Annotated in this window: 20 protein-coding genes; 10 read left to right on the top strand and 10 right to left on the bottom strand. The window is 57.1% G+C overall.

What is annotated here, in order from left to right; genetic code table 11:
- Nucleotides 1-119: 119 nt before the first annotated feature.
- The gene (locus tag NC979_RS23945) at nucleotides 120-383 is read right to left on the bottom strand and encodes a hypothetical protein (protein ID WP_190522433.1); all 264 of its coding nucleotides are present in this window, start codon (nucleotides 381-383) and stop codon (nucleotides 120-122) included.
- 95 nt (nucleotides 384-478) lie between these two features.
- On the opposite strand from NC979_RS23945, the gene NC979_RS23940 reads away from it, so the two are divergent.
- Nucleotides 479-1,024 carry a pyridoxamine 5'-phosphate oxidase family protein gene (locus NC979_RS23940; RefSeq protein ID WP_190522431.1) on the top strand — a complete coding sequence of 182 codons (546 nt, stop codon included), beginning with the start codon at nucleotides 479-481 and terminating at the stop codon, nucleotides 1,022-1,024.
- 50 nt (nucleotides 1,025-1,074) lie between these two features.
- Here NC979_RS23940 and NC979_RS23935 read toward each other — a convergent pair whose 3' ends face one another.
- The 3 genes from NC979_RS23935 to NC979_RS23925 all read right to left on the bottom strand — a co-directional run bounded on the left by NC979_RS23935 (nucleotide 1,075) and on the right by NC979_RS23925 (nucleotide 2,281).
- Nucleotides 1,075-1,881: an aldo/keto reductase gene (locus NC979_RS23935; protein WP_190522428.1), complete on the bottom strand. Its 807-nt coding sequence runs from the start codon at nucleotides 1,879-1,881 to the stop codon at nucleotides 1,075-1,077.
- An 80-nt stretch (nucleotides 1,882-1,961) separates the two neighbouring features.
- Nucleotides 1,962-2,117, bottom strand: coding sequence for a class I SAM-dependent methyltransferase (locus tag NC979_RS23930; protein ID WP_347403968.1), 156 nt, complete (start codon nucleotides 2,115-2,117; stop codon nucleotides 1,962-1,964).
- Nucleotides 2,114-2,281, bottom strand: a complete 168-nt coding sequence (locus NC979_RS23925; protein WP_190522427.1) for a hypothetical protein — start codon at nucleotides 2,279-2,281, stop codon at nucleotides 2,114-2,116. Before NC979_RS23925 ends, NC979_RS23930 begins: the two co-directional genes overlap by 4 nt.
- A gap of 82 nt (nucleotides 2,282-2,363) precedes the next feature.
- On the opposite strand from NC979_RS23925, the gene NC979_RS23920 reads away from it, so the two are divergent.
- Nucleotides 2,364-3,269: an AEC family transporter gene (locus NC979_RS23920; protein WP_190522424.1), complete on the top strand. Its 906-nt coding sequence runs from the start codon at nucleotides 2,364-2,366 to the stop codon at nucleotides 3,267-3,269.
- A gap of 520 nt (nucleotides 3,270-3,789) precedes the next feature.
- Here the strand turns inward: NC979_RS23920 and NC979_RS23915 are convergent.
- Entirely contained in the window at nucleotides 3,790-4,359 is a 570-nt protein-coding gene (locus NC979_RS23915) for a type 1 glutamine amidotransferase domain-containing protein (protein WP_190522422.1), read from the bottom strand.
- A 690-nt stretch (nucleotides 4,360-5,049) separates the two neighbouring features.
- On the opposite strand from NC979_RS23915, the gene NC979_RS23910 reads away from it, so the two are divergent.
- The 3 genes from NC979_RS23910 (at nucleotide 5,050) to NC979_RS23900 (ending at nucleotide 8,802) form a co-directional block, all read left to right on the top strand.
- Nucleotides 5,050-6,450: an NAD(P)/FAD-dependent oxidoreductase gene (locus NC979_RS23910; RefSeq protein ID WP_190522420.1), complete on the top strand. Its 1,401-nt coding sequence runs from the start codon at nucleotides 5,050-5,052 to the stop codon at nucleotides 6,448-6,450.
- A 15-nt stretch (nucleotides 6,451-6,465) separates the two neighbouring features.
- Nucleotides 6,466-7,932 (top strand): xylulokinase, encoded by a 1,467-nt coding sequence (gene xylB / locus NC979_RS23905; protein WP_190522418.1) that lies wholly within the window; start codon nucleotides 6,466-6,468, stop codon nucleotides 7,930-7,932.
- Nucleotides 7,933-8,025: 93 nt separating this feature from the next.
- Nucleotides 8,026-8,802 carry an intradiol ring-cleavage dioxygenase gene (locus NC979_RS23900; protein ID WP_242024155.1) on the top strand — a complete coding sequence of 259 codons (777 nt, stop codon included), beginning with the start codon at nucleotides 8,026-8,028 and terminating at the stop codon, nucleotides 8,800-8,802.
- A gap of 98 nt (nucleotides 8,803-8,900) precedes the next feature.
- Here NC979_RS23900 and NC979_RS23895 read toward each other — a convergent pair whose 3' ends face one another.
- The 3 genes from NC979_RS23895 to NC979_RS23885 all read right to left on the bottom strand — a co-directional run bounded on the left by NC979_RS23895 (nucleotide 8,901) and on the right by NC979_RS23885 (nucleotide 11,839).
- Nucleotides 8,901-9,881, bottom strand: coding sequence for a carbohydrate kinase family protein (locus NC979_RS23895; RefSeq protein WP_190522416.1), 981 nt, complete (start codon nucleotides 9,879-9,881; stop codon nucleotides 8,901-8,903).
- 63 nt (nucleotides 9,882-9,944) lie between these two features.
- On the bottom strand, nucleotides 9,945-10,934 hold the full coding sequence (locus NC979_RS23890) for a sugar-binding transcriptional regulator (protein ID WP_190522414.1): 990 nt from the start codon (nucleotides 10,932-10,934) through the stop codon (nucleotides 9,945-9,947).
- A gap of 104 nt (nucleotides 10,935-11,038) precedes the next feature.
- Complete coding sequence (locus NC979_RS23885) at nucleotides 11,039-11,839, bottom strand: SDR family NAD(P)-dependent oxidoreductase (protein WP_190522412.1); 801 nt, start codon at nucleotides 11,837-11,839, stop codon at nucleotides 11,039-11,041.
- Nucleotides 11,840-12,005: 166 nt separating this feature from the next.
- On the opposite strand from NC979_RS23885, the gene NC979_RS23880 reads away from it, so the two are divergent.
- The 5 genes from NC979_RS23880 (at nucleotide 12,006) to NC979_RS23860 (ending at nucleotide 18,140) form a co-directional block, all read left to right on the top strand.
- A complete protein-coding gene (locus NC979_RS23880; RefSeq protein ID WP_190522410.1) occupies nucleotides 12,006-13,355 on the top strand; it encodes an ABC transporter substrate-binding protein in 1,350 nt (449 codons plus the stop codon).
- 172 nt (nucleotides 13,356-13,527) lie between these two features.
- Nucleotides 13,528-14,445, top strand: coding sequence for a carbohydrate ABC transporter permease (locus tag NC979_RS23875; protein WP_190522408.1), 918 nt, complete (start codon nucleotides 13,528-13,530; stop codon nucleotides 14,443-14,445).
- 1 nt (nucleotide 14,446) lies between these two features.
- Nucleotides 14,447-15,268 (top strand): carbohydrate ABC transporter permease, encoded by an 822-nt coding sequence (locus NC979_RS23870; RefSeq protein ID WP_190522406.1) that lies wholly within the window; start codon nucleotides 14,447-14,449, stop codon nucleotides 15,266-15,268.
- Nucleotides 15,269-15,490: 222 nt separating this feature from the next.
- Nucleotides 15,491-16,693: an ABC transporter ATP-binding protein gene (locus NC979_RS23865; RefSeq protein ID WP_190522404.1), complete on the top strand. Its 1,203-nt coding sequence runs from the start codon at nucleotides 15,491-15,493 to the stop codon at nucleotides 16,691-16,693.
- On the top strand, nucleotides 16,647-18,140 hold the full coding sequence (locus NC979_RS23860) for a mannitol dehydrogenase family protein (RefSeq protein WP_190522402.1): 1,494 nt from the start codon (nucleotides 16,647-16,649) through the stop codon (nucleotides 18,138-18,140). Before NC979_RS23865 ends, NC979_RS23860 begins: the two co-directional genes overlap by 47 nt.
- Before the next feature lie 115 nt (nucleotides 18,141-18,255).
- Here the strand turns inward: NC979_RS23860 and fni are convergent, their stop codons facing one another.
- Entirely contained in the window at nucleotides 18,256-19,299 is a 1,044-nt protein-coding gene (gene fni, locus NC979_RS23855) for a type 2 isopentenyl-diphosphate Delta-isomerase (RefSeq protein WP_190522400.1), read from the bottom strand.
- Nucleotides 19,300-19,387: 88 nt separating this feature from the next.
- Nucleotides 19,388-19,933, bottom strand: a complete 546-nt coding sequence (gene pyrR / locus NC979_RS23850) for a bifunctional pyr operon transcriptional regulator/uracil phosphoribosyltransferase PyrR (protein WP_190522398.1) — start codon at nucleotides 19,931-19,933, stop codon at nucleotides 19,388-19,390.
- Between the last annotated feature and the right edge of the window lie 63 nt (nucleotides 19,934-19,996).

Genomic DNA, 19,996 nt, shown 5'->3' with positions numbered 1-19,996 from the left:
GAAAAGTTTCAAGAGGGTAGGATCAATGATTGTCCCTCATATTGCCTCTCAAGCCGTTAGGTGAAAACGAGTTGGGCTAGGCCAACTTTCGCTTGACGGATTACCCCAGTATCGAGCATCTATGGGAGATTATCTTCTGTGCTTACTTGATGATTAGTTTCCATACAAAGCACTTCTGTCAGCATGCCCCAATATGGCTGGGGGCTCGGCTTTTTTGCCTCACCCTGAATCTTCTCAATGAACGGCTTCAGAAGCTTTTCCATGCGCTGATTGTCGATATAGCGGCTGATGGCATCGTTGTCGCCCCGCTCAGTGCTGGCCCCTCTTTGCCCGCGATAGGTACCATCGGCAGCGATCGCCTTGCAGTAGCCGCTAGTCAGCAACCCAATTTACGGATTAGTGAGGGCTATGAGGTTCAGCCCATGAGCCAGCAAAGCGCTTTATTCTGAATAGAGCTATTGCCAGAAGGCCGCAAACTATGTCTATCGCTACAGCTGAGAACGGCTGGGTCAATACTGTTGATGGTCAAACTCCAGAGGTAATCATCAGGGCACGAAAAATCCTTGAGGGCACTATCTACGGCACCCTCTCCACCAGTTCCCCCGATGGCTTGCCCTGGGTCTCCCCACTCTTCTTCACCTACGATTCTGACTGGAACCTGTACTGGTCTTCAGCAATGGTGGCCCAGCACTCTCAAAACCTCTATGCCAACCAGGGTCGGGCTGCGATCGCTATCTACAGTACGGATCGGGAAGAGGGCAAAGGCCAAGGGCTTTATCTCTCTGGCACTGCGGCTGAAGTAGAAGCAGAGGATGTGGATTGGGTGATTCCCCTTCTGCTAAAGCGGGCAGCTAAGGGCCAGCAGCGATCGCCTGTTGATTACCTCGCCCCCTCCCCTCGACGGCTCTATCGGTTCCAGCCCCAAGATGTATGGATCACTGGAGAGCGTATAGCCCTAAGTGAGACCGTTTTGATAGACACGAAGATTCAGCTTGATTTGGCCAGCCTCGCCACCAAGCATTAGCTTCCTATCAAATCATCTACTCGCAGCAATTCTCTTTAGAAGAGGTTCAACTATGGCCAGCTCGTTTCAAAACTATCCTGGCCACTGCCATAGACCAAATCTCCAAACTGTCGCCAGTGCATAACTTCGTGCTCAGACATTGGTGGAGATGTGAGAGCAGCAAGATTGTCTTCCAATGTCTTGGGGGTTTTGGGGGCCGTTAGCACTAACCGAATAGCGGGTTGGTACAATCCAAAGCGATAACAATCAGAAACTGTTGGCGGGGCAGTAGGCCAGTCTGTAGGTTTTTGAAGGAGCGTTCCCCAACGAGTGCTTGTAAAGGCGACGACCGGGATTTTAGCGGCCTCTGCCATGGGAAACACGGTTTCTTCAGCCTTACGGTGAGCCATGTTGTAGCGATGCATTAGAACATCACAGAGAGATTCTTGGATAAGCTGCTGGGCGATCGCTCGATTATGGGTTGTGATGCCCACATACCGAATTACCCCCTCAGATTTCCAACGATAGAGCTGATCCGCCAAGGCCTTTACCTGCTGCCAATCATCGGTAGGGGAGACATATTCGGCAAAGAGCACGTCTATTGTGTCGATATCAAGGGTCTGCTGTACCTGCTCAACGTACTCTTGCCAATGGCTAATCTCTCGCTTCTCGCTCCCTGTAGCCACAATGACGGACTCTCTATGCCGCCGTAATAGCTGCTTCAAATCATTGACAATAGGGCTATTTCCGATGCCATAGGAAAAGAAGTAATTGACACCAGCTTGCCAAGCCAGATCAACACAGCCCGACTCCATAGTCTGCTGTACTGCTAGTCCAAGCATGCTGGCGGAGTTGCCCTGAATTGTTTGAATGTCCATAGCGGCTTTGTCTCCACAGACTCAAGAAAGGCGGGAAACTACTACCTCGACGTTAAATTAAATCCTTGACCCCTAAAACGCTACCCATTTTTATCTTCTTCAATGAAGGGTACAGCGATTGCATCAGCATCGACCAGCATCAGTCGATGGGCCTTGCCCTCAAACTTTTGCCTGAGCTTGCCCATTGTCGCCTCTGAAATATCGACCCCGGTGTAGGCATAGCCCCGCTCAACTATGGGCAGAGCAATGCACTCGGTGCCGATACCAGGCTAAAGAAGGTTGTATTTGGGGTAACCTGCCCCAGCCTTAAAATCTCAACCGTAAGCCGTTCAGACACTTCTAGAGCCAGGGTGCGGGTATTGTCGTAGAAGTCAGCGGCTCGGTCGAAGGAAATGGCCATCGATTCTTCTTGGGGCAGTTCTAGCTCTTAAGCTACCAGCCGCAGGCCACCCCCAAGGCTCACCATCATCAATTTAGTGCCGATGCTAATTCAACTCCTGCCCATGATCCTGGTGGCTTGCCTGGGGTTTGGGCTGAGGCGGGCTGGGGTGCTGCACTCTGGTGATGCCAAAACCATTGGCAAGCTGCTGACTACACTGGTGCTTCCAGCGGTGATTCTGCGGGCGCTGGCCACCGTCACCTTTGCCCCAGAACTTATCTACCTGCCGCTGTCTGCCTTAGTCGTAGTGGTGGGCCTGACGGCGATCGCCTTCTCTGGAGTTTGGTGGTTCAAGTGGGACAAACCAAAGGCTGGGGCTCTGATGACCACCTTTCCCACCTTTGAGGGCGGTGCGGTAGGGTATCCCATCATGCTGCTCACCTTTGGCGATCTGGGCCTCAGTCGAATTGTGTTGTTCGACCTAGCCCAGGCTATCTATCTGTTCACGGTGGTCTACTGCCTCTCTGCCTGGTTTGGCCGTGCTGAGGTCACAGGCCGGGCGGTAGCTCTGAAGCTGGCCCAAACGCCTTTCTTCTGGGCCATTGTGCTGGGTCTACTACTCAATGCTTTGGGTTGGATGAATGAGGTGCTTCTGGGCCTACTAAATATTGCCGAGGGGAGCTTTTTACTGCTGGTGCTCCTGCTACTGGGAATGGAGTTTCAGGTTCAACTTGCATCTGTGGGGCGTTATGCCCTCCTGGTGCTAGCCAAGATTGGCTGCGGGTTAAGCTTGGGCTGGGCAGTTACCCAAGCCTTCGGTCTTCAGGGCGTGGAGCAAGCCGCTGTCCTCGCTGGAGCAGCCCTACCCCCTAGCCTGCTAACCCTACTCTTTGCCCAAGAGAACGATCTCGACACCCGCTTTGTTATTAGCTTTATCTCCGCTGCAGTACCTCTTTACCTGGCGATAGTGACTCCCCTTCTAGTCCATCTATCGTTGTTACATAGCTAGGCTGGTATCCTGGCACGGCCAACAATAGAAGAGCAATGGTGCGAGAGGCGATCGCCCTAATATGCCGTGAGCTTTAACTGACCTCACCATTGCAATGGCACATTTCCAAATATAAGCAAATCTGAAAAATAGGCCATTGTCTTAACCACCCTAAAGCTCAAGATATATCTTTAGCCAAGTTGGGGGCAGAGACAGTTTTAATTCAAAATTAGATCGTTTAAAATAGTTGAACGCCAAACCTTTTGATTTCAAAGCGTTTTAGACATTAATACTTCAGTCTCGAAAACTGCTTTGGGGGAACCCAGCGAGGGTTCGAATGCCTCCCTCTCCGTTGCAAAGCTTGATTTTGTAGATCAGCCCGGTCTGGACCGTTAAGCCCCGCTGAATCGCCTACGGGGTCATCGTCTCGACTGATGCTAGCGGGGAGTTCGCTTTAGGAGCATCAGTCGAGAACAAGCAACGTTTTGCGTTCAGCAGGAAGCAGAAACCAGCCGGATAGAGCTTAAGGATTAAAGTTGGACTAAACGGCTTGGGCTTGGGCCACGTGTTTGCCCTCACAAAATTCCTCCACGATTTTGCTGTTGAAGGCGGGCAAATCGTGAGGATTGCGGCTGGTAACTAACCCCTGATCGACGACCACCTCTTGATCAACCCAGGTGGCACCGGCATTGCTGAGGTCGGTCTTTAGAGACGGCCAGGAGGTGACGGTGCGACCCTTGACCACATCGGCTTCAATCAGCGTCCAAGGCCCGTGACAAATTGCCGCTACGGGTTTGCTATCGGCAAAGAACGCTTTGATAAACTGAACCGCCTGCTCGTTAGTTCTCAGCTGGTCGGGATTCAGCACCCCACCGGGCAGGACGAGAGCGTCGTAATCGCTGGGCTGAACCTGATCAAGGGTGCGATCGACCGGCACTGTGTCGCCTTTGTCGTGGTGATTCCATCCTTGAATGGAGTCACCCTCAGGGGCGATCACATGGACTTGGGCACCGGCTTGCTCGAGGGCCTGTTTGGGCTCGGTTAGCTCAACTTGCTCAAATCCATCGGTGGCTAAGATTGCCACTTTGCGGTTTTTAAGTTCTTGGGCCATGCTATTTCTCCTGCGGGTTAAGGTTTTGCCTGTCGGTTCTAGATTTCCACCGCTCTCAGCCAAATTCTGCCCATGAAATTAAGGCAGCACATCCTCAGTCGTGCTAAGCACAATCAGCATCCATTCACTCAATTTGACGGGCTGTGCTAGCCGTTGCGGATGCGTTGGTTACACCGCCTGCTAACTGGTCGGGGCCACAGGCTGAAGCTTGCAGATTTGTTGCCAAGAGCTGTCTTCAGCTTAGGTATCTGAACCGAGGGCAACGTCTAGCCGCGGGTGGAGTTAGTCCGTTCACGGCAGCGGTTTAGCCACACCTAGAGCGGTAGGGCCAAACCGCCGTCGCTAAACCTACCTCAGGGCAGACGAATGGGTCTACTACTGCAGTTGCCAACGAAAAGCAGGGATTAAAAACGTCTTTACTGGATTGAGAACTGTGATGGAAGATTGAGAACCCACAAGTCCCTTTTGAATACTTAAACTGAAGCTAATCAGCGCTAATTTGGACCACAGCTTTTTGGCAAAGCAGCGATTAGCTATGTCTTTCGGTTGATAGAGCCAGCTACATTTTCTAAAAATCGGCTGACATAGTTTGTCCAATAGAGCGATCGCGCGCTGTGTTGAAACAGCCTAAAACAGCGAGATTCTCCCCAGCGATCTTCAGCAGAGACTATTTAAGATGGAGCGAGTTCCATGAAAAATACCGCTATTGAGACCAAGCCTCACCGGGTTGTGATTGTTGGAGGAGGGTTTGGCGGGCTTTATGCCGCTAAAGCCTTGGGAAAGTCTCAACACGTTGAAGTCACGTTAATTGACAAACGAAATTTTCACCTGTTTCAACCGCTGCTCTATCAAGTTGCCACTGGCAAGCTGTCGCCCGGGGATATTTCATCCCCCTTGCGAACTATTTTGAGTGCTTACCGCCATGTCAGAGTGCTGATGGATGCGGTGATTGATGTTGACCCCCAGCAGCAGCAGGTGACACTAAACCATACAACTCTGCCCTACGACACGCTGATTGTGGCCACGGGCGTTAGCCACCACTACTTCGGCCATGACCAATGGGAGGACGCCGCACCGGGGCTTAAGACCCTTGAAGATGCCTTAGAAATGCGGAAACGAATTTTTGGGGCGTTTGAAGCGGCTGAAAAAGAGTCAGATCCAGAGCGGCGGCGGGCCTGGCTGACATTTGTAGTGGTAGGTGGTGGGCCAACCGGTGTGGAACTGGCTGGGGCCTTAGCCGAACTGGCTTTTCACACGCTTAAGGACGAATTTCACCACATTGACACCACCGAAGCCCGCATTTTGCTGCTGGAAGGGCTCGATCGCGTACTGCCGCCCTACCCCGCTGACCTGTCGGCCAAAGCCGCCGCATCGCTGAAGGATCTAGGCGTGACAGTGCGCACCCAGTCACTAGTAACCGACATCGAGGACGATGTAGTGACGGTACGTCAGGGCGAGCAGACAGAGCAGGTGCGGGCCAAAACCATTCTCTGGGCCGCTGGAGTAAGGGCTTCTGGACTGGGCAAGGTGCTGGCTGCTCGGGCCGGGGCCCAGCTCGATCGCTCAGGTCGAGTGATTGTGAATCCTGATCTAAGCCTGCCCGAGCAGCCGAACATTTTTGTGGTGGGAGATTTAGCGCACTTTGCCCACCAAGGCGAGCAGCCCCTGCCCGGCGTCGCACCCGTGGCAATGCAGCAAGGGGCCTACATCGCCAAGCTGATTCAGCAGCGGCTTCAAGGGAAAGAGATGCCTCCCTTCCACTACGACGACGTGGGCAGCCTGGCGGTGATCGGCCATCACGCGGCGGTGGTGAATATGGGACGGTTCAAGCTGTGGGGCTTCCCCGCCTGGCTGATCTGGATTTTTGTGCACATCTATTACCTAATTGAGTTTGACAACAAGCTGGTGGTGATGATCCAGTGGTTGTGGAGCTATTTCACTCGCAAGGGCGGGTCACGGCTGATTACCTGGGAAGAGAGCCGTCTGGATGAGCCGATGGTTGTGGATCAAGAGCCCCAGCGGGTTGAGCGGCATGATGCGCCAGAGCGCAGCTCAGGGGAATTCAAGGCACCGGTCATTGCAGAATCGTAGACAGGGGAGGCTGAATTGGCAGACGTAGTCATTGGTTTAGACTTGGGAACCGGCGGGGTGCGGGCGATCGCCGTCAATCTGCAAGGCCAAGTGGTTGCCCAAACAACCCAGAGTTATCCTCTGCTGACGCCACACCCCGGCTGGACGGAGCAGCAGCCTGCCGACTGGGTCGAGGCTAGTTTGACGGCTCTAAGTGAGGTAGCCGGACAGATTGAGGGGCAGCGAGCGATCGCCCTAGGGCTGTCAGGGCAAATGCACGGCATGGTACCGCTCGATGGGGCGGGCAAGGTGATTCGCCCAGCAATTCTCTGGAATGACCAGCGCACGGGGGCTGCCGTGGCGGAGATTGAGGCAGCGGTGTCCCGCTCAGACCTGATTCAGCGGACGGGCAATCCAGCGATTACCGGGTTTCAGCTGCCGAAACTGGTGTGGCTACGTAAGGAGGAACCCCAGGCCTACGAGCAGGTGCGACAAATTCTGCTGCCTAAGGACTACCTCGGCTATATGCTAACTGGCGAAGCGGTGACGGAACCCTCTGATGCCTCTGGCATTGGCTGTCTAAACCTGGCCAGCCGGCAGTGGGATCAGGACATCCTTACTGCTCTCGATATTAGCCCCGACCTGTTCCCTACCGTGGTCGAATCAACCGCGATCGCTGGACGGCTAAAGCAGGAACTGGCTGAGCGGACAGGACTCCCGGCAGGACTGCCCGTGGTAGCGGGGGGCGGTGACAATGCCGCAGCGGCCATTGGTTTAGGAATTTCAGACCGCAATCTGAAGCGGGGCAGCCTCAGCATCGGCACGTCGGGGGTGATTTTTGCCCCCTGCGATGTTCCCACCCCCGACCCCCAAGGGCGGGTGCACCTGTTTTGCCATGCCGATGGCGGCTACCACCTGCTAGGGGTAACGCTAGCGGCGGGGGGGGCCCTGCGCTGGTACCGCGACACCTTTGCTCCCGACATCGCCTTTGCCGACCTGATGGCTCTGGCCGAAAAATCTGAACCGGGGGCGCGGGGCGTGCTGTTTTTGCCTCACCTGGCGGGCGAGCGCAGCCCCTACCTCGACCCCGACACGCGGGGGGCTTGGGTGAATTTGTCGCTGGCCCACACCCAGGGCGACCTGATTCGAGCAGTGCTGGAGGGGGTGGCCTTTAGCTTGCGGGCAGCCCTAGAGGTAATTCAGGAAATTTCTCCGGTGAATCAGCTACTGGCAACGGGGGGTGGGGTGCGATCGCCCCTCTGGTTCCACCTACTAGCGGATGTACTGCACACCGAACTGGTCGCGCCTAAAGCCGAGGAGGGAGCGGCCTATGGAGCGGCGATTTTGGCGATGGTGGGGGTAGGGGCCTATCCGTCACTGGCGGAGGCGTTTGACATGCTGCCTGAGGCGATCGAGGCGGTGCAGCCCCAAAAGCACGCAGCCTATGAGGCGGCATTTGAACGATACACCCCACTTTACGAGTCGCTCAAAGTGGTGAGGTAGGGATGATGACAACGCTGTAATGCAAGTTTAGGGTAAACCGTCATTTTGGTTTGGCCCAATGGAAGCTGTCGATGTACCAATGCCCCTAACCTAATGCCAAGACAATATGTATCCGGAACGGATGGCCTCAGCCTCAAGCGTCGCGATGCCCTAGGCTTCATCGGTGGCACCTTGATGGTTTCGCTATTCGGCTGCTTCCGCAAGCCCTCGGCCTCGGCTGAACTGAGCAGTACCGTAGCCCAAACCCCGACCGAGGCAGCGGCAGCGCAGCCTGCCTGCACCGTACGCCCTCAGCAGACCGAAGGCCCCTATTTTGTTGATGAAGCGCTAAATCGCTCTGATATTCGCTCTGACCCGACGACTGGCACCGTGAAACCGGGTGTTCCCCTAACGCTGCAATTTCGCGTTTCCCAAGTAGGTGCTAATGCCTGTGTGCCGCTGGCAGGCGCAATGGTAGACGTCTGGCACTGCGATGCCACGGGAGCCTATTCAGATGTAGCCGATCGCAGAGCCAACACCCTAGGCCAAAAGTTTTTGCGCGGGTCCCAAGTCACCAACGCTGACGGCACGGTTGAGTTCACCACCATTTACCCAGGTTGGTATCCGGGCCGGGCTGTACATATTCACTTCAAAATTCGCAGCAATACTGCCGCAAATCAGGGCTATGAATTTACCTCACAGCTTTATTTTGACGATGCTTTGAGCGATCGCATCTACGCCCAGGCCCCCTATAACGCTAGAGGCCAGCGCACTACCAGTAATCAGAATGACGGTATCTTTCGCAGCGGTGGCGATCAGCTCATGCTCTCCCTCACCCAAGCTGGGGAGGGCTACACCGGACATTTTGAGATTGGGCTGGAGCTAACCTGATCGGCAGTCCAGCTCCTTTTAATGACCTCTAAGTTGTAGGGGCATAGCATGCTATGCCCCTACGGAGATGCGGGTTTTGAAGCGGAATTTCAGATTTTTTAGCTAGAGGCAGCGGCCTGTTGGTGTAAAAAGGCATCGACCTCCTGGGGAGTGGGCTGGGCGGCAATCGCCCCCGGTTTCAACGTCGTCAGTGCCCCTACCGCGCTGGCGTAGCGCAAAACCGCTTTAATCTCAGCTGGGTCTTGCCAAACATTCCATCCCCGCTGGCAAAGCTGATGAAGAATTCCGGCCAGGAAGGCATCCCCCGCCCCGGTGGTATCTTTGCTGCTGACATCAAAGGCCGGGAGTGAGACGCTGTGCTGTTTCGTGGCGCAGGTGCTGCCGTTGCCCCCGTCGGTGAGCAGCACGGCCTCACACTGGGGGAACTGCTGGCAGATCTCAGCAGCGGAATCCGTATCCAACAGCCATTGAGCTTCTTCCTTAGAGAGCTTGAGCAGATCGGCGATCTGCAAAAATTCCCGAATTTTGGGTGGTGCGAGTTCTACCTCAGGCCAAAACACTGGCCGCCAGTTTAGATCGATCACAATTTTGGCCCCGGCCTGCTGGGCCTTATCCCGCGCTCGCTCCATGGCGCTGGCGGTGGTGGGGTAAGCCAAGCCCAGCGTCCCCATCACTTTATACTTTACCCCGCTAAAATCGACGGTATCTATCCAGTCGGGGGTAAGGTAGGCATCGGCAAAGGCAGCGGGGTCGGGGGCGCTAAAGCCGATAAACTGGCGATCGCCCGTTTCATCCCGCTGCACCAGCACCGTGCGGGTAGGCATATCGGCCACCCGCTGAATCTGGCATGCCACCCCCTGCTCCTGCAAGACCTCAATTAGCCAATCGCCCAGGTCATCCTCGCCCAGAGCGCTGACTAGGCGGGTGGGGGTGCCGAGTTTAGCGATCGCAGAGGCCACGTTAGCCGGCGCTCCACCGGGATAATCGATGCCCTGGCTTGAGGCTGCCCCAGGGGTTTCACCGACCTCAAACAGGCGATCGACTAAGCATTCTCCTAAACAAATCACGGGCTCGGTCATGGTTTTCTCCTAAATCGCTCTAAACCCATTTGTCCGAGCTAGCCGATCTCGGGTCGATAACAGCTATCCCTTCATCAAAATCGCTGTGGCGGCGGCTTCATCGGCAATCAACCCGCTAATCAGCCGACCTTGTAGGGCCGCGCGAATGGCCTCGGCTTTGCGAAGCCCCCCAGCAACGCCGATGATCAGACGCCGGGCTGGTTGCTCTAGGGGCACACCCGCAACTCGGCTGTTGGTACCTGCTTGCAGCAACTTTCCCTGGGAGTTGAACGCCCAACCCGCAATTTCGCCCACAGCCCCCAGCTCAATTAACTCGGTCAGTTCGGCATCGTTGATAAAGCCGTCCTCGTGCAGGGGCGCGTTCCAGGCGATGTGACTAACGCCAACAAAAGTAACCTTCGCCTGCTCCGCCAGGGCCTTAACCGCCAGAAACGATCGCTGGGTTTGCAGCAGGTCGCGCTCCTCCACGCTGGTGGCCACCGCTGGAGTGGGCACCGGATAGGTCTGCGACCCCACCCGATCAGACAAATGCATGACCACCTCATGGCGACCGGCCAGACCGCAGTGCGACATGTTGCCCACAATCGAGACAATCTTGTGCTGAGGCTGATCCATTGAGGGAATTTGATCCACCATGGCCCGCAGGGTGCGCCCCGAGCTAAAGGCCAGAATAGAAGGGGTTCTGGCAACAAGATAGGTTTCCAGGTAAGTCGCCGCGCAGACGCCCAAGCCGTTGTAGAGGTCGCCACCGACGGCGGGGTCGGGCACGACTTCACACATCGATAGAGCGAACCGATCCCGCAGGGCCTCGGCCAGGGCGATGCAGTGGCTGAGGGGATGGTCGAGGCGAAATTTGATCAGCTTTTCGCTGACGGCCAAGGCCACCAAGCGCTGGGCTGCCTGCCGCGACACGTTGAGTTTAGCGGCAATTTCCTCCTGGGTATTACCGGCAATGTAGTAGAGCCAGGCGGCGTGGGCCGCTAGGTCAAGCCTACGATGGCCCTGCTGGGCCGGTCTCCGACCATCGCGTTTCTCCGCATACATGTCTCCCATCTGGTCACCTCATCCACCACTGCCTAAAGAAGGATTTTATTTGATTAAAGATCTACCCAAAGAATGATTGAGCATATCGTCCGCTAGAGAATATTTGCTCAATTCTATTGTCCTCCCGTAATATCCAAATTGAAGCCAGTAATATAGCTAGCCTCATCACTCATTAAAAAAGCAACTCCGTTGGCAACTTCTTCCAACCGACCCAACCGGCGCAGCGGCACCAAGTTGATCATCTGCTGCTCGACCACTTTGGGGTCGGCGTCAAAGTACTGCGATCCTACCCCCGCCTGTAGTTCAGTCTGCCGAGTCCACATGAAGCCGGGGCCAACTAGCGACGGTGACAGAGCGTTAACGCGAATACCATAAGGGGCTAGGTCTTTGGCAGCGGTCTGGGTCATGCCAACCACCGCAAACTTTGAGGCGGCGTAGGCCAGCATGTTGGGCGGCCCATCTACCCCGGCGTGGCTAGCCATGTTGACGATCGCCCCGCCCGCCTTCCGCAAGTGCTGGGCAGCGGCCTTGAGAATGTGAAACACACCGACCACGTTGATGTCGATCACCTTCTGGAAGTCTTCCTCAGGATATTCATCGGTCTTGGCAAACGCACCCTGGTAGCCGGCATTGTTAAACACATAGTCGAGCTGACCCACCTGCTCAACGGCGATCGCAATCATGTCGGCCACCTCCTGGGCATCGGTGACATCGCAGCGAACGGTGTACACAGGATTGCCATAGTCTTTTAGCCCCTGGGCGACCTCGGCCAGCCTCATCTCGTTAATATCTAGCAACACAATTGTTGCTCCGTTGGCGGCAAATCGGTGAGCGGTAGCTTTGCCAATTTCCCCCGCCCCACCAGTAATCAGAATGGTTTTGCCCTGGAAATCGTAGGTTGCCGTCGCGCTCATACAGGTGGCCTCAAGATTAGAACTGCAATCAAGAATTGTTGCGAATACTACTGAACGCCTCGCCCCTGGGAAGCGACATCAGTATGATTCCATTATTGGGCTTTTGCCCATGACTAGAGCATAAGTTCAATTTAGTTTATTTTTTAGCAATTCGAGGAGCCGTGCGATGCGCTTATTTCGCCGAGCCCGAATGCTGGCAGCATTCCTCATTGGCCTGCTGCTGGTGCAGCTGGTCAATGCCTGTTCAGCAGGCCCCCAGGCCGGGGACCGCACTCGTCTAACCATCGCCACCGTCAACAACGGCGACATGGTGGTGATGCAAGACCTGTCGAGCCATTTCGAAGCCGACAACCCCGATATCGAGCTGCGCTGGGTGGTGCTAGAGGAAAACATTCTGCGCCAGCGCACCACCACCGATGTGGCCAGCCAGGGCGGTCAGTTCGATGTATTGACGATTGGGTCCTACGAAACGCCAATCTGGGCCAGGCGGGGCTGGCTGCGATCGCTCGACGGGCTGCCCGCCGAGTACGACGTTGACGACCTGATCGACCCGATTCGCACCGGGCTTTCCTACGAAGACAACCTCTATGCGGTGCCCTTCTACGGCGAAAGCTCGATGCTTTACTACCGCACCGACCTGTTTGACAAGGCGGGCATTACGGTGCCCCCCAACCCCACCTATGCCCAGGTGGGCGAGTGGGCCAGCCAGGTGCACGACCCAACCAACGGCGTCTACGGCATTTGCCTGCGGGGCAAGCCGGGCTGGGGCGAGAATATGGCCTTTCTCACCACCCTGGTCAACACCTTCGGCGGCCGCTGGTTCGACATGGACTGGCAGCCCACCATCGACAGCCCCGAGTGGCAAAACGCCGTCAATTATTACGTTGATGTGATGAACCAGTACGGGCCGCCCGGAGCCAGTTCCAACGGCTTTAACGAAAACTTGGCCCTGTTCTCCACCGGCAAGTGCGGCATGTGGATCGATGCCACCGTCGCTGCCGGGCTGCTCTCGAACCCTGAGCAGTCGCAGGTGGCCGATCGCCTCGGCTTTGCCCGCGCCCCAGTCGAGTCTTACCCCAACGGCTCTAACTGGTTGTGGTCTTGGGCGCTAGCAATTCCAGCCACATCCCAGTCGCCCGAGGCCGCCGAGCGCTTCGTCGCCTGGGCCACCTCCAAGGAGTACGTGCAGCTGGTAGCGGACGAATACGGCTGGGTCTCAGTACCCCCCGGCACCCGCACCTCCACCTACGAGAACCCTGACTATCAAGCAGCCGCCCCCTTTGCAAAAATCGTGCTGGATTCCATCCAGGCAGCTGATATCACCAACCCATCCCCACTGCCCACCCCCTACAAAGGCGTGCAGTACGTCGATATCCCTGAGTTTCAGGCAATCGGCACCCAAGTCGGCCAGCGCATGGCCTCAGCCCTAGCTGATCAGGTCTCGGTTGACCAAGCGATCGCCCAGTCGCAAACCGTCGCTGAACGGTTCATGCGTCATACCGGCTATATCGAGTAGACGGGTAGGGGGTGGGAGGGTAGGCGGGTGGATGGGTAGTTGCTTTTTCCCAATACCTGATACCTGATACCCAACATCCAATAACCCAACACTCCCCACTCATCCACCCTCCCACCCTCCCACTCGCCTACTCCCCCACCCTCCCACTCATCCACCTATCCACCCCTTCCCCATGACCTCATCTATCGCAACCCCTACCCACTCGCCGCCGCCCGCGCGGGCGCGATCGCACCGCTCGATTCCCGCTCGGCTGCTGGTGGCACCGTCGGTGATTCTGCTGGTGCTCTGGATGGTGGTGCCGCTGGCGATGGCCATCTGGTTTGCCTTCCAGCGCTACAACCTGCTGATTCCCGACAATCGCGAGTTTGTCGGCTTCGCTAACTTTGCCTACATTCTCACCGACCCGACTCTGTGGATTTCGATCGGCATCACGATGGTGCTGGTAGTGTCGGTGCTGGCAATTACGATTGGCCTCGGCACCGTGCTGGCGGTGCTGTTCAACCAGGAGTTTCCCGGTCGCGGCGTGGCGCGGGTGCTGGCAATTTCGCCATTTTTTGTCATGCCCACGGTCAGCGCCCTGATCTGGAAAAACATGCTGATGCACCCGGTGAACGGGCTGTTTGCCCAGATCACGCGGGGGCTCGGCCTGGGTGCGATCGACTGGTTTGCCGACTTTCCGCTGCTGGCGATCATCATCATCGTGGCTTGGCAGTGGCTGCCCTTTGCCCTGCTGATTTTGCTGACGGCAATTCAGTCCCTCGATACTGACCAGATGGAGGCGGCCCGCATGGATGGTGCCAGTGCCATGCAGCTGTTCCGCTTTGTGGTGCTGCCTCACCTCAATCGGGCGATCGCCGTGGTCGCCATGATCGAGACGATTTTCTTTCTCACCATCTTTGCCGAAATTTTCGTTACCACCGGGGGCGGCCCTGGCCTCGCCACCACCAACCTGGCCTACTACATCTACCTCAAAGCGCTGCTGGAATTTGACGTCGGTGGAGCCTCGGCGGGCGGTTTAATTGCCGTCGTGCTGGCCAACATCGTGGCGATTTTCCTGATGCGCAGTGTTGCTCGTAATTTGGACTCTTGATATGGCAACTAAGCAATCCTACCGCTGGTGGATTCCCCTGCTGGGCTGGCTGGTGGCCTGCCTGCTGTTCTTCCCGATTTTCTGGATGTTTATCACCAGCTTTAAGACCGAGGTGGCGGCGGTCGCCACGCCGCCCCAGCTGTTCTTTCGGCCCACCCTAGAAAACTACGTGGCGGTGCAGACTCGAGCCTCGTACTTTAACTTTGCCTTGAACAGCGTGGTGATTTCCCTGGGGGCGACGATTTTGTCGCTGCTGTTGGCGATTCCGGCAGCCTACGCCATGTCGTTTTTCCCCACCAAGCGCACCAAGAGCACCCTGCTGTGGATGCTGTCGACCAAAATGCTGCCCGCCGTGGGCGTGCTGGTGCCGATCTACATCTTGGCACGAGAAACGGGTCTGCTAGACACCCGCATCGGTTTAATCATCATTTACACGTTGATTAACCTGCCAATTGTGGTGTGGATGATCTACAGCTTCTTCAAAGAAGTGCCAAAGGAAATTCTCGAAGCCGATCGCATGGATGGCGCTTCTACCTATCAGGAACTGGTGCATGTGCTGCTGCCCCTAGCCCTGCCAGGAATTTTCTCCACTGCTCTGCTCTCGATTATTTTGTCGTGGAATGAAGCCTTCTGGAGCCTCAATTTGACCACCTTTGATGCGGCTCCATTGACGGCGTTTATTGCGTCATTTTCTAGCCCCCAGGGTTTGTTTTGGGCAAAGCTATCGGCGGCTTCTAGCATGGCGATCGCCCCCATTTTGATCTTTGGCTGGGTCAGCCAGCGGCAGCTGGTGCGAGGTCTCACCTTTGGGGCCGTCAAGTAGAAATTGTTTGGAGGTTGTTCGCAAATTTCTGTTTCCTGTAGCGAAGGTGGAGATCCCCCTAATTCCCCCTTAAAAAGGGGGAATTTGAACAGCACTCCCCCCTTTTTAAGGGGGGCAGGGGAGGACCAGCAAGGCCCTATTGCTATGACAGATAATTTTCCCAAAAGACCTCTCAGCAAAACCACAATTGTTTAACTTTTCACTTAATAAGGTGAGCCACCTATGTCAACCGTCACGTTACGAGATATCCATAAAACTTACGTCGACAACGAAGTTATTAAAGGCGTCAATCTCGACATTCATGACCAAGAATTTGTCGTCTTTGTCGGCCCCTCCGGCTGCGGCAAATCGACCCTGCTGCGCATGATCGCCGGTTTAGAAGACATCACCTCCGGCGACCTGCTCGTCGATGGCGAGCGCATGAACGATGTGCCGCCCGACCAACGAGGGCTGGCGATGGTGTTCCAAACCTACGCCCTGTACCCCCACATGACCGTGGCCGAGAATATGGCCTTTAGCCTGCGCCTAGCCGGGGTTTCTAAGGAGCGGCGTATGGAGCGGGCACGGGATGTGGCGCGGATCTTGCAGCTGGAGCCATTGCTCGATCGCAAGCCGGGCAAGCTCTCGGGAGGGCAGCGGCAGCGGGTCGCCATTGGCCGAGCCCTGGTGCGCAACCCCAAGGTGTTTTTGTTTGATGAGCCCCTGTCGAACCTGGATGCCTCGCTGCGGGTGCAGATGCGCATTGAGCTGTCGGGGCTGCACGAAAGCCTGCAATCCACCATGATCTACGTCACCCACGACCAGATCGAAGCTATGACCCTGGCCGACAAGATTGTGGTGCTCCAGGGCGGCGTAGTCGAGCAGGTCGGTTCGCCGCTAGAGCTATACCATCATCCCCGCAACCTGTTTGTGGCCGGGTTCATCGGCTCGCCCAAGATGAACTTTCTCTCGGTGCAAACCACCGGGGTGCAAGATTCTGGCACCACCGTGCGCCTGCCGGGCGATGCCACCATTACCATTCCGGTGCAGCCGAGAACTTTGATGGCGGGCGATCGCGCCACCCTGGGCATTCGCCCCGAGCACCTGCGGATCGATGCCACTAACCCCACCCTGATGGGCGAAGTCTTGGTGGTGGAGCGTCTGGGCGGCGAAACCTACCTCTACGTCAAGGTCGCTGGCGGCGACACCTTTATCGTGCAGACCGACGGCAACAGCCGGGCCAAGGTGCGCGATCGCGTTCCCGTCACCATCGATGGCCACCTTTGCCACCTGTTCGATGGCGAAGGCCAAGCCATTCCCAAAGCCGAGCGCCATCCCCTCAGCCTCACCCGCCATCCCGAAGTCCCGCTACAAACCAAAGCCCCGCGAGAGCAGACCTATGAACAGCCCATCCAACACCACGAAGTCCCTCGTCAAGCTGAATGAGCGATCGCTCGGCCAGCTGAGCGATCGCGTGCGCGTGCCCCGGTACGATCGCAGCGCCGTCACCCCCGGCATTGTCCACATCGGGGTCGGCGGCTTTCACCGCGCCCACCAGGCGCTCTATCTAGACAACTACCTGGAGCAAAACCCCGGCAGCGACTGGGCCATCTGCGGTGTCGGTCTGCTGGAGTTTGACCAGAGAATGCGCGATGCCCTGGAGTCTCAGGATTGTTTGTATACCCTGGTGGAGCGATCGCCAGCCGGTGACGACGCCCGCGTCATCGGCTCGATCACCCAATACCTATTCGCCCCCGCCGACCGCGAGGCTGTCATCGAAGTCCTGGCCAACCCCCAGTGCCGCATCGTCACCCTGACTATCACCGAAGGCGGCTACTACGTCGTCGAGGGCACGGGCGAATTCGACGCCAACCATCCCACCATTCAGCACGACCTGCAAAACCCTGACCAGCCCCAGGGAGTCTACGGCTTTCTCACCGCCGCCCTGGCCCGGCGGCAGCAACGGGGCATCGCACCCTTTACCGTGCTCTCCTGCGACAACATCCAGGGTAACGGCGATATGGTGGGCAGAATGTTGACCACCTTCGCCGAGCTGCAAAACCCCGACATGGGCGAGTGGATCAGAGAGAACGTCGCCTTCCCCAACTGCATGGTCGATCGCATTACCCCCGCCACCGCCCCCGGCGACCTGCAAATGGTGGCCGACCAATTCGACATTGACGACGCCTGGCCCGTGGTGGCCGAGCCCTTCTTGCAGTGGGTGGTTGAAGATCGCTTCAGTGCCGGACGCCCCGACTGGGAAAGCGTCGGCGTGCAGATGACCGACGACGTCCACCCCTACGAGATGATGAAGATCCGGCTGCTCAACACCAGCCACCAGCTGATTGGCTATCTCGGCTCGCTCAAAGGCTACAGCTACGTTCACGAAGCCATGGCCAATGCCCAAATTCGCCAGGCTGTCGAGCACCTGATGGATGAAGTCACCCCCACCCTGCACCCCGTCCCTGGTATCGACGTCACTCAATACAAGCAGACCCTAGTGGAACGGTTCTCGAACCCGAAAATTCGCGACCAGCTGCCCCGGCTCTGCCTCAACAGCTCAGCCAAGATCCCTAAGTGGGCGCTCGGTTCCCTGCGCGACAAGCTGGAGCAAAACGGCGCGATCGACTATCTCAGTCTCACCATCGCCGCCTGGTTCCGCTACCTCAACGGCAAAGACGATCAAGGCCACGACATGCCGATCGACGACCCGATGGCGGATACGCTGACGGAACGGGCGAAGTTGGGCGGCACTGACCCCATGCCGCTGCTGAATTTGACAGAGGTGTTTGGCGACCTCTCCCAGTCGTCACGATTCGTGGAGGCGGTGACCCAGTACCTGCACCAGCTCCATGAATTAGGTACCGAAGCTACCCTGGCTAAGCTGCTCTAAGTGATTACAGCTAAATAGAGTAAGAACCTTCTGGTAGGGGCATTGCAGTGCAATGCCCCTACGTCAAACTGGTCCCAACCCAGTGGGTATTTGCAACACAACCGACGAACCTGGCCTAGTCTCGCTCTAGCACTCCCGCTTGGCGAAGCCCAGCCAAATTTTCTTGCCCGGTGCAAAACAGCACTGTCCTAATCTCGGCCATTAGCACCTCCGCTAGGGCCGCCACGGCCTCCTCTGACTCACTTGCCGCCTGCAAAAACGGCATCGCCAGCCCCGCCAGGTCAGCTCCCAGAGCCAGGGTTTTTGCTACATCCAGCCCGTGGCGCAGCCCGCCGGAGGCAATCAGCGGCAGGGTCGGGGCCACTCGCCGCGCTTGCAAAATGCAGTCTGCCGTGGGCAAACCCCATTCCCCAAAGGTCTGCCCCAGCCGCCGCTGGTGAGCATCCACCGCCCGCTCGCTTTCTACCCTGGCCCAGGATGTGCCCCCAGCTCCGGCCACATCCACGGCTGCGACCCCGGTCTCCACCAGCCGCCGTACCATGGGGGCCGAAATGCCGTTGCCGACCTCCTTGGCGATCACCGGCACCGGCAGCACCGCGCAGAGCTGCTCAATCTTGACCAGCAAGCCTTTAAAGTTGGTGTCGCCACCGGTCTGCACCGCCTCCTGCAATGGATTGAGGTGCAAGATCAGCGCGTCAGCCGCCAGCTTATCTACTACGCGGCGGCAGTGGTCGAGACCATAACCATAGTTGAGCTGCACCGCCCCCAGATTCGCCAACAGCAGAATATCGGGAGCCTCCGATCGCACCGCAAACGTTTCCATCACGTCAGGATTTTCGACCCCGACCCGTTGGGAGCCGACCCCCATCGCCAACCCATAGCGCTGGGCCACCACCGCCAGCCGCCGGTTGATCTGATGCGCCGCCTCGGTGCCCCCAGTCATGGACGAAATCAGCAGCGGTGCCCCCAGCCGATGCCCCAAAAACACCGTGCTCAGGTCGATGTCTTGGTAGTCAAGCTCCGGTAGACAGCAGTGGGTAAACCGATAGCGCTCTAGCCCTGTGGTTACTTCGGCACACTGCACCGGCCCCTCCAGGCAAATGCGCAGGTGGTCGGCCTTGCGGGTCTGGGTCTCATGGGCGACAGGCAGTAGAGTCACAGGGTTTTTGCAAAAACAACGCCCTCTATCCTAGAAAAAATCGGAGCGTTTTTGACGCGATCGCACACCAGACGTAACACCCTACCCCCTAGGCCCGTTTCAACAACTCCACCCCATCTCGCCCGTCCGTATCCTGCAAAAACACCTTCACCGACTCATCCTTCGCCGTCGGCAGGGTTTTACCGACAAAGTCAGGGCGCACGGGCAGCTCTCGATGGCCCCGGTCAATTAACACTGCTAAGCGAATGGCGCTGGGCCGGCCATAGTCAATCACCGCATTGAGGGCCGCCCGAATGGTGCGGCCGCTAAAAATCACATCGTCCACTAGCACGACGACGCGATCGCTGATGTCAAAGGGGATCTCGGTACGGGCGGGGGTGCGCGTGCTGATTTTATCCAGGTCATCGCGATACAGGGTAATGTCGATCGCCCCCACCGGCAGCTCTACCCCCTCTAACCGCTGAATTTGCTGGGCCAGCAGATGGGCCAGGGGCACGCCTCGGGTATAAATGCCCAGCAGCACCAGACGGCTCAGATCTCCGCCCCGCTCCACCACCTCCGACGCCAGCCGGTTTAGCGTGCGGCGCATTTCCTCCGCCGATAAAATCTTGACCACGTTGCTGCTTGTATTCATGTCCCGGCCTCCTGGCAGCTGTAAAGCCTCACTATACCTGACTTACAGGGGCACCCATCAACG

This window comes from Leptolyngbya subtilissima AS-A7, assembly GCF_039962255.1.
Classification (GTDB): Bacteria; Cyanobacteriota; Cyanobacteriia; order Phormidesmidales; family Phormidesmidaceae; genus Nodosilinea.
Note: the sequence above shows the minus strand (reverse complement) of the source record. Positions and strands in the feature narration are given on the sequence as shown.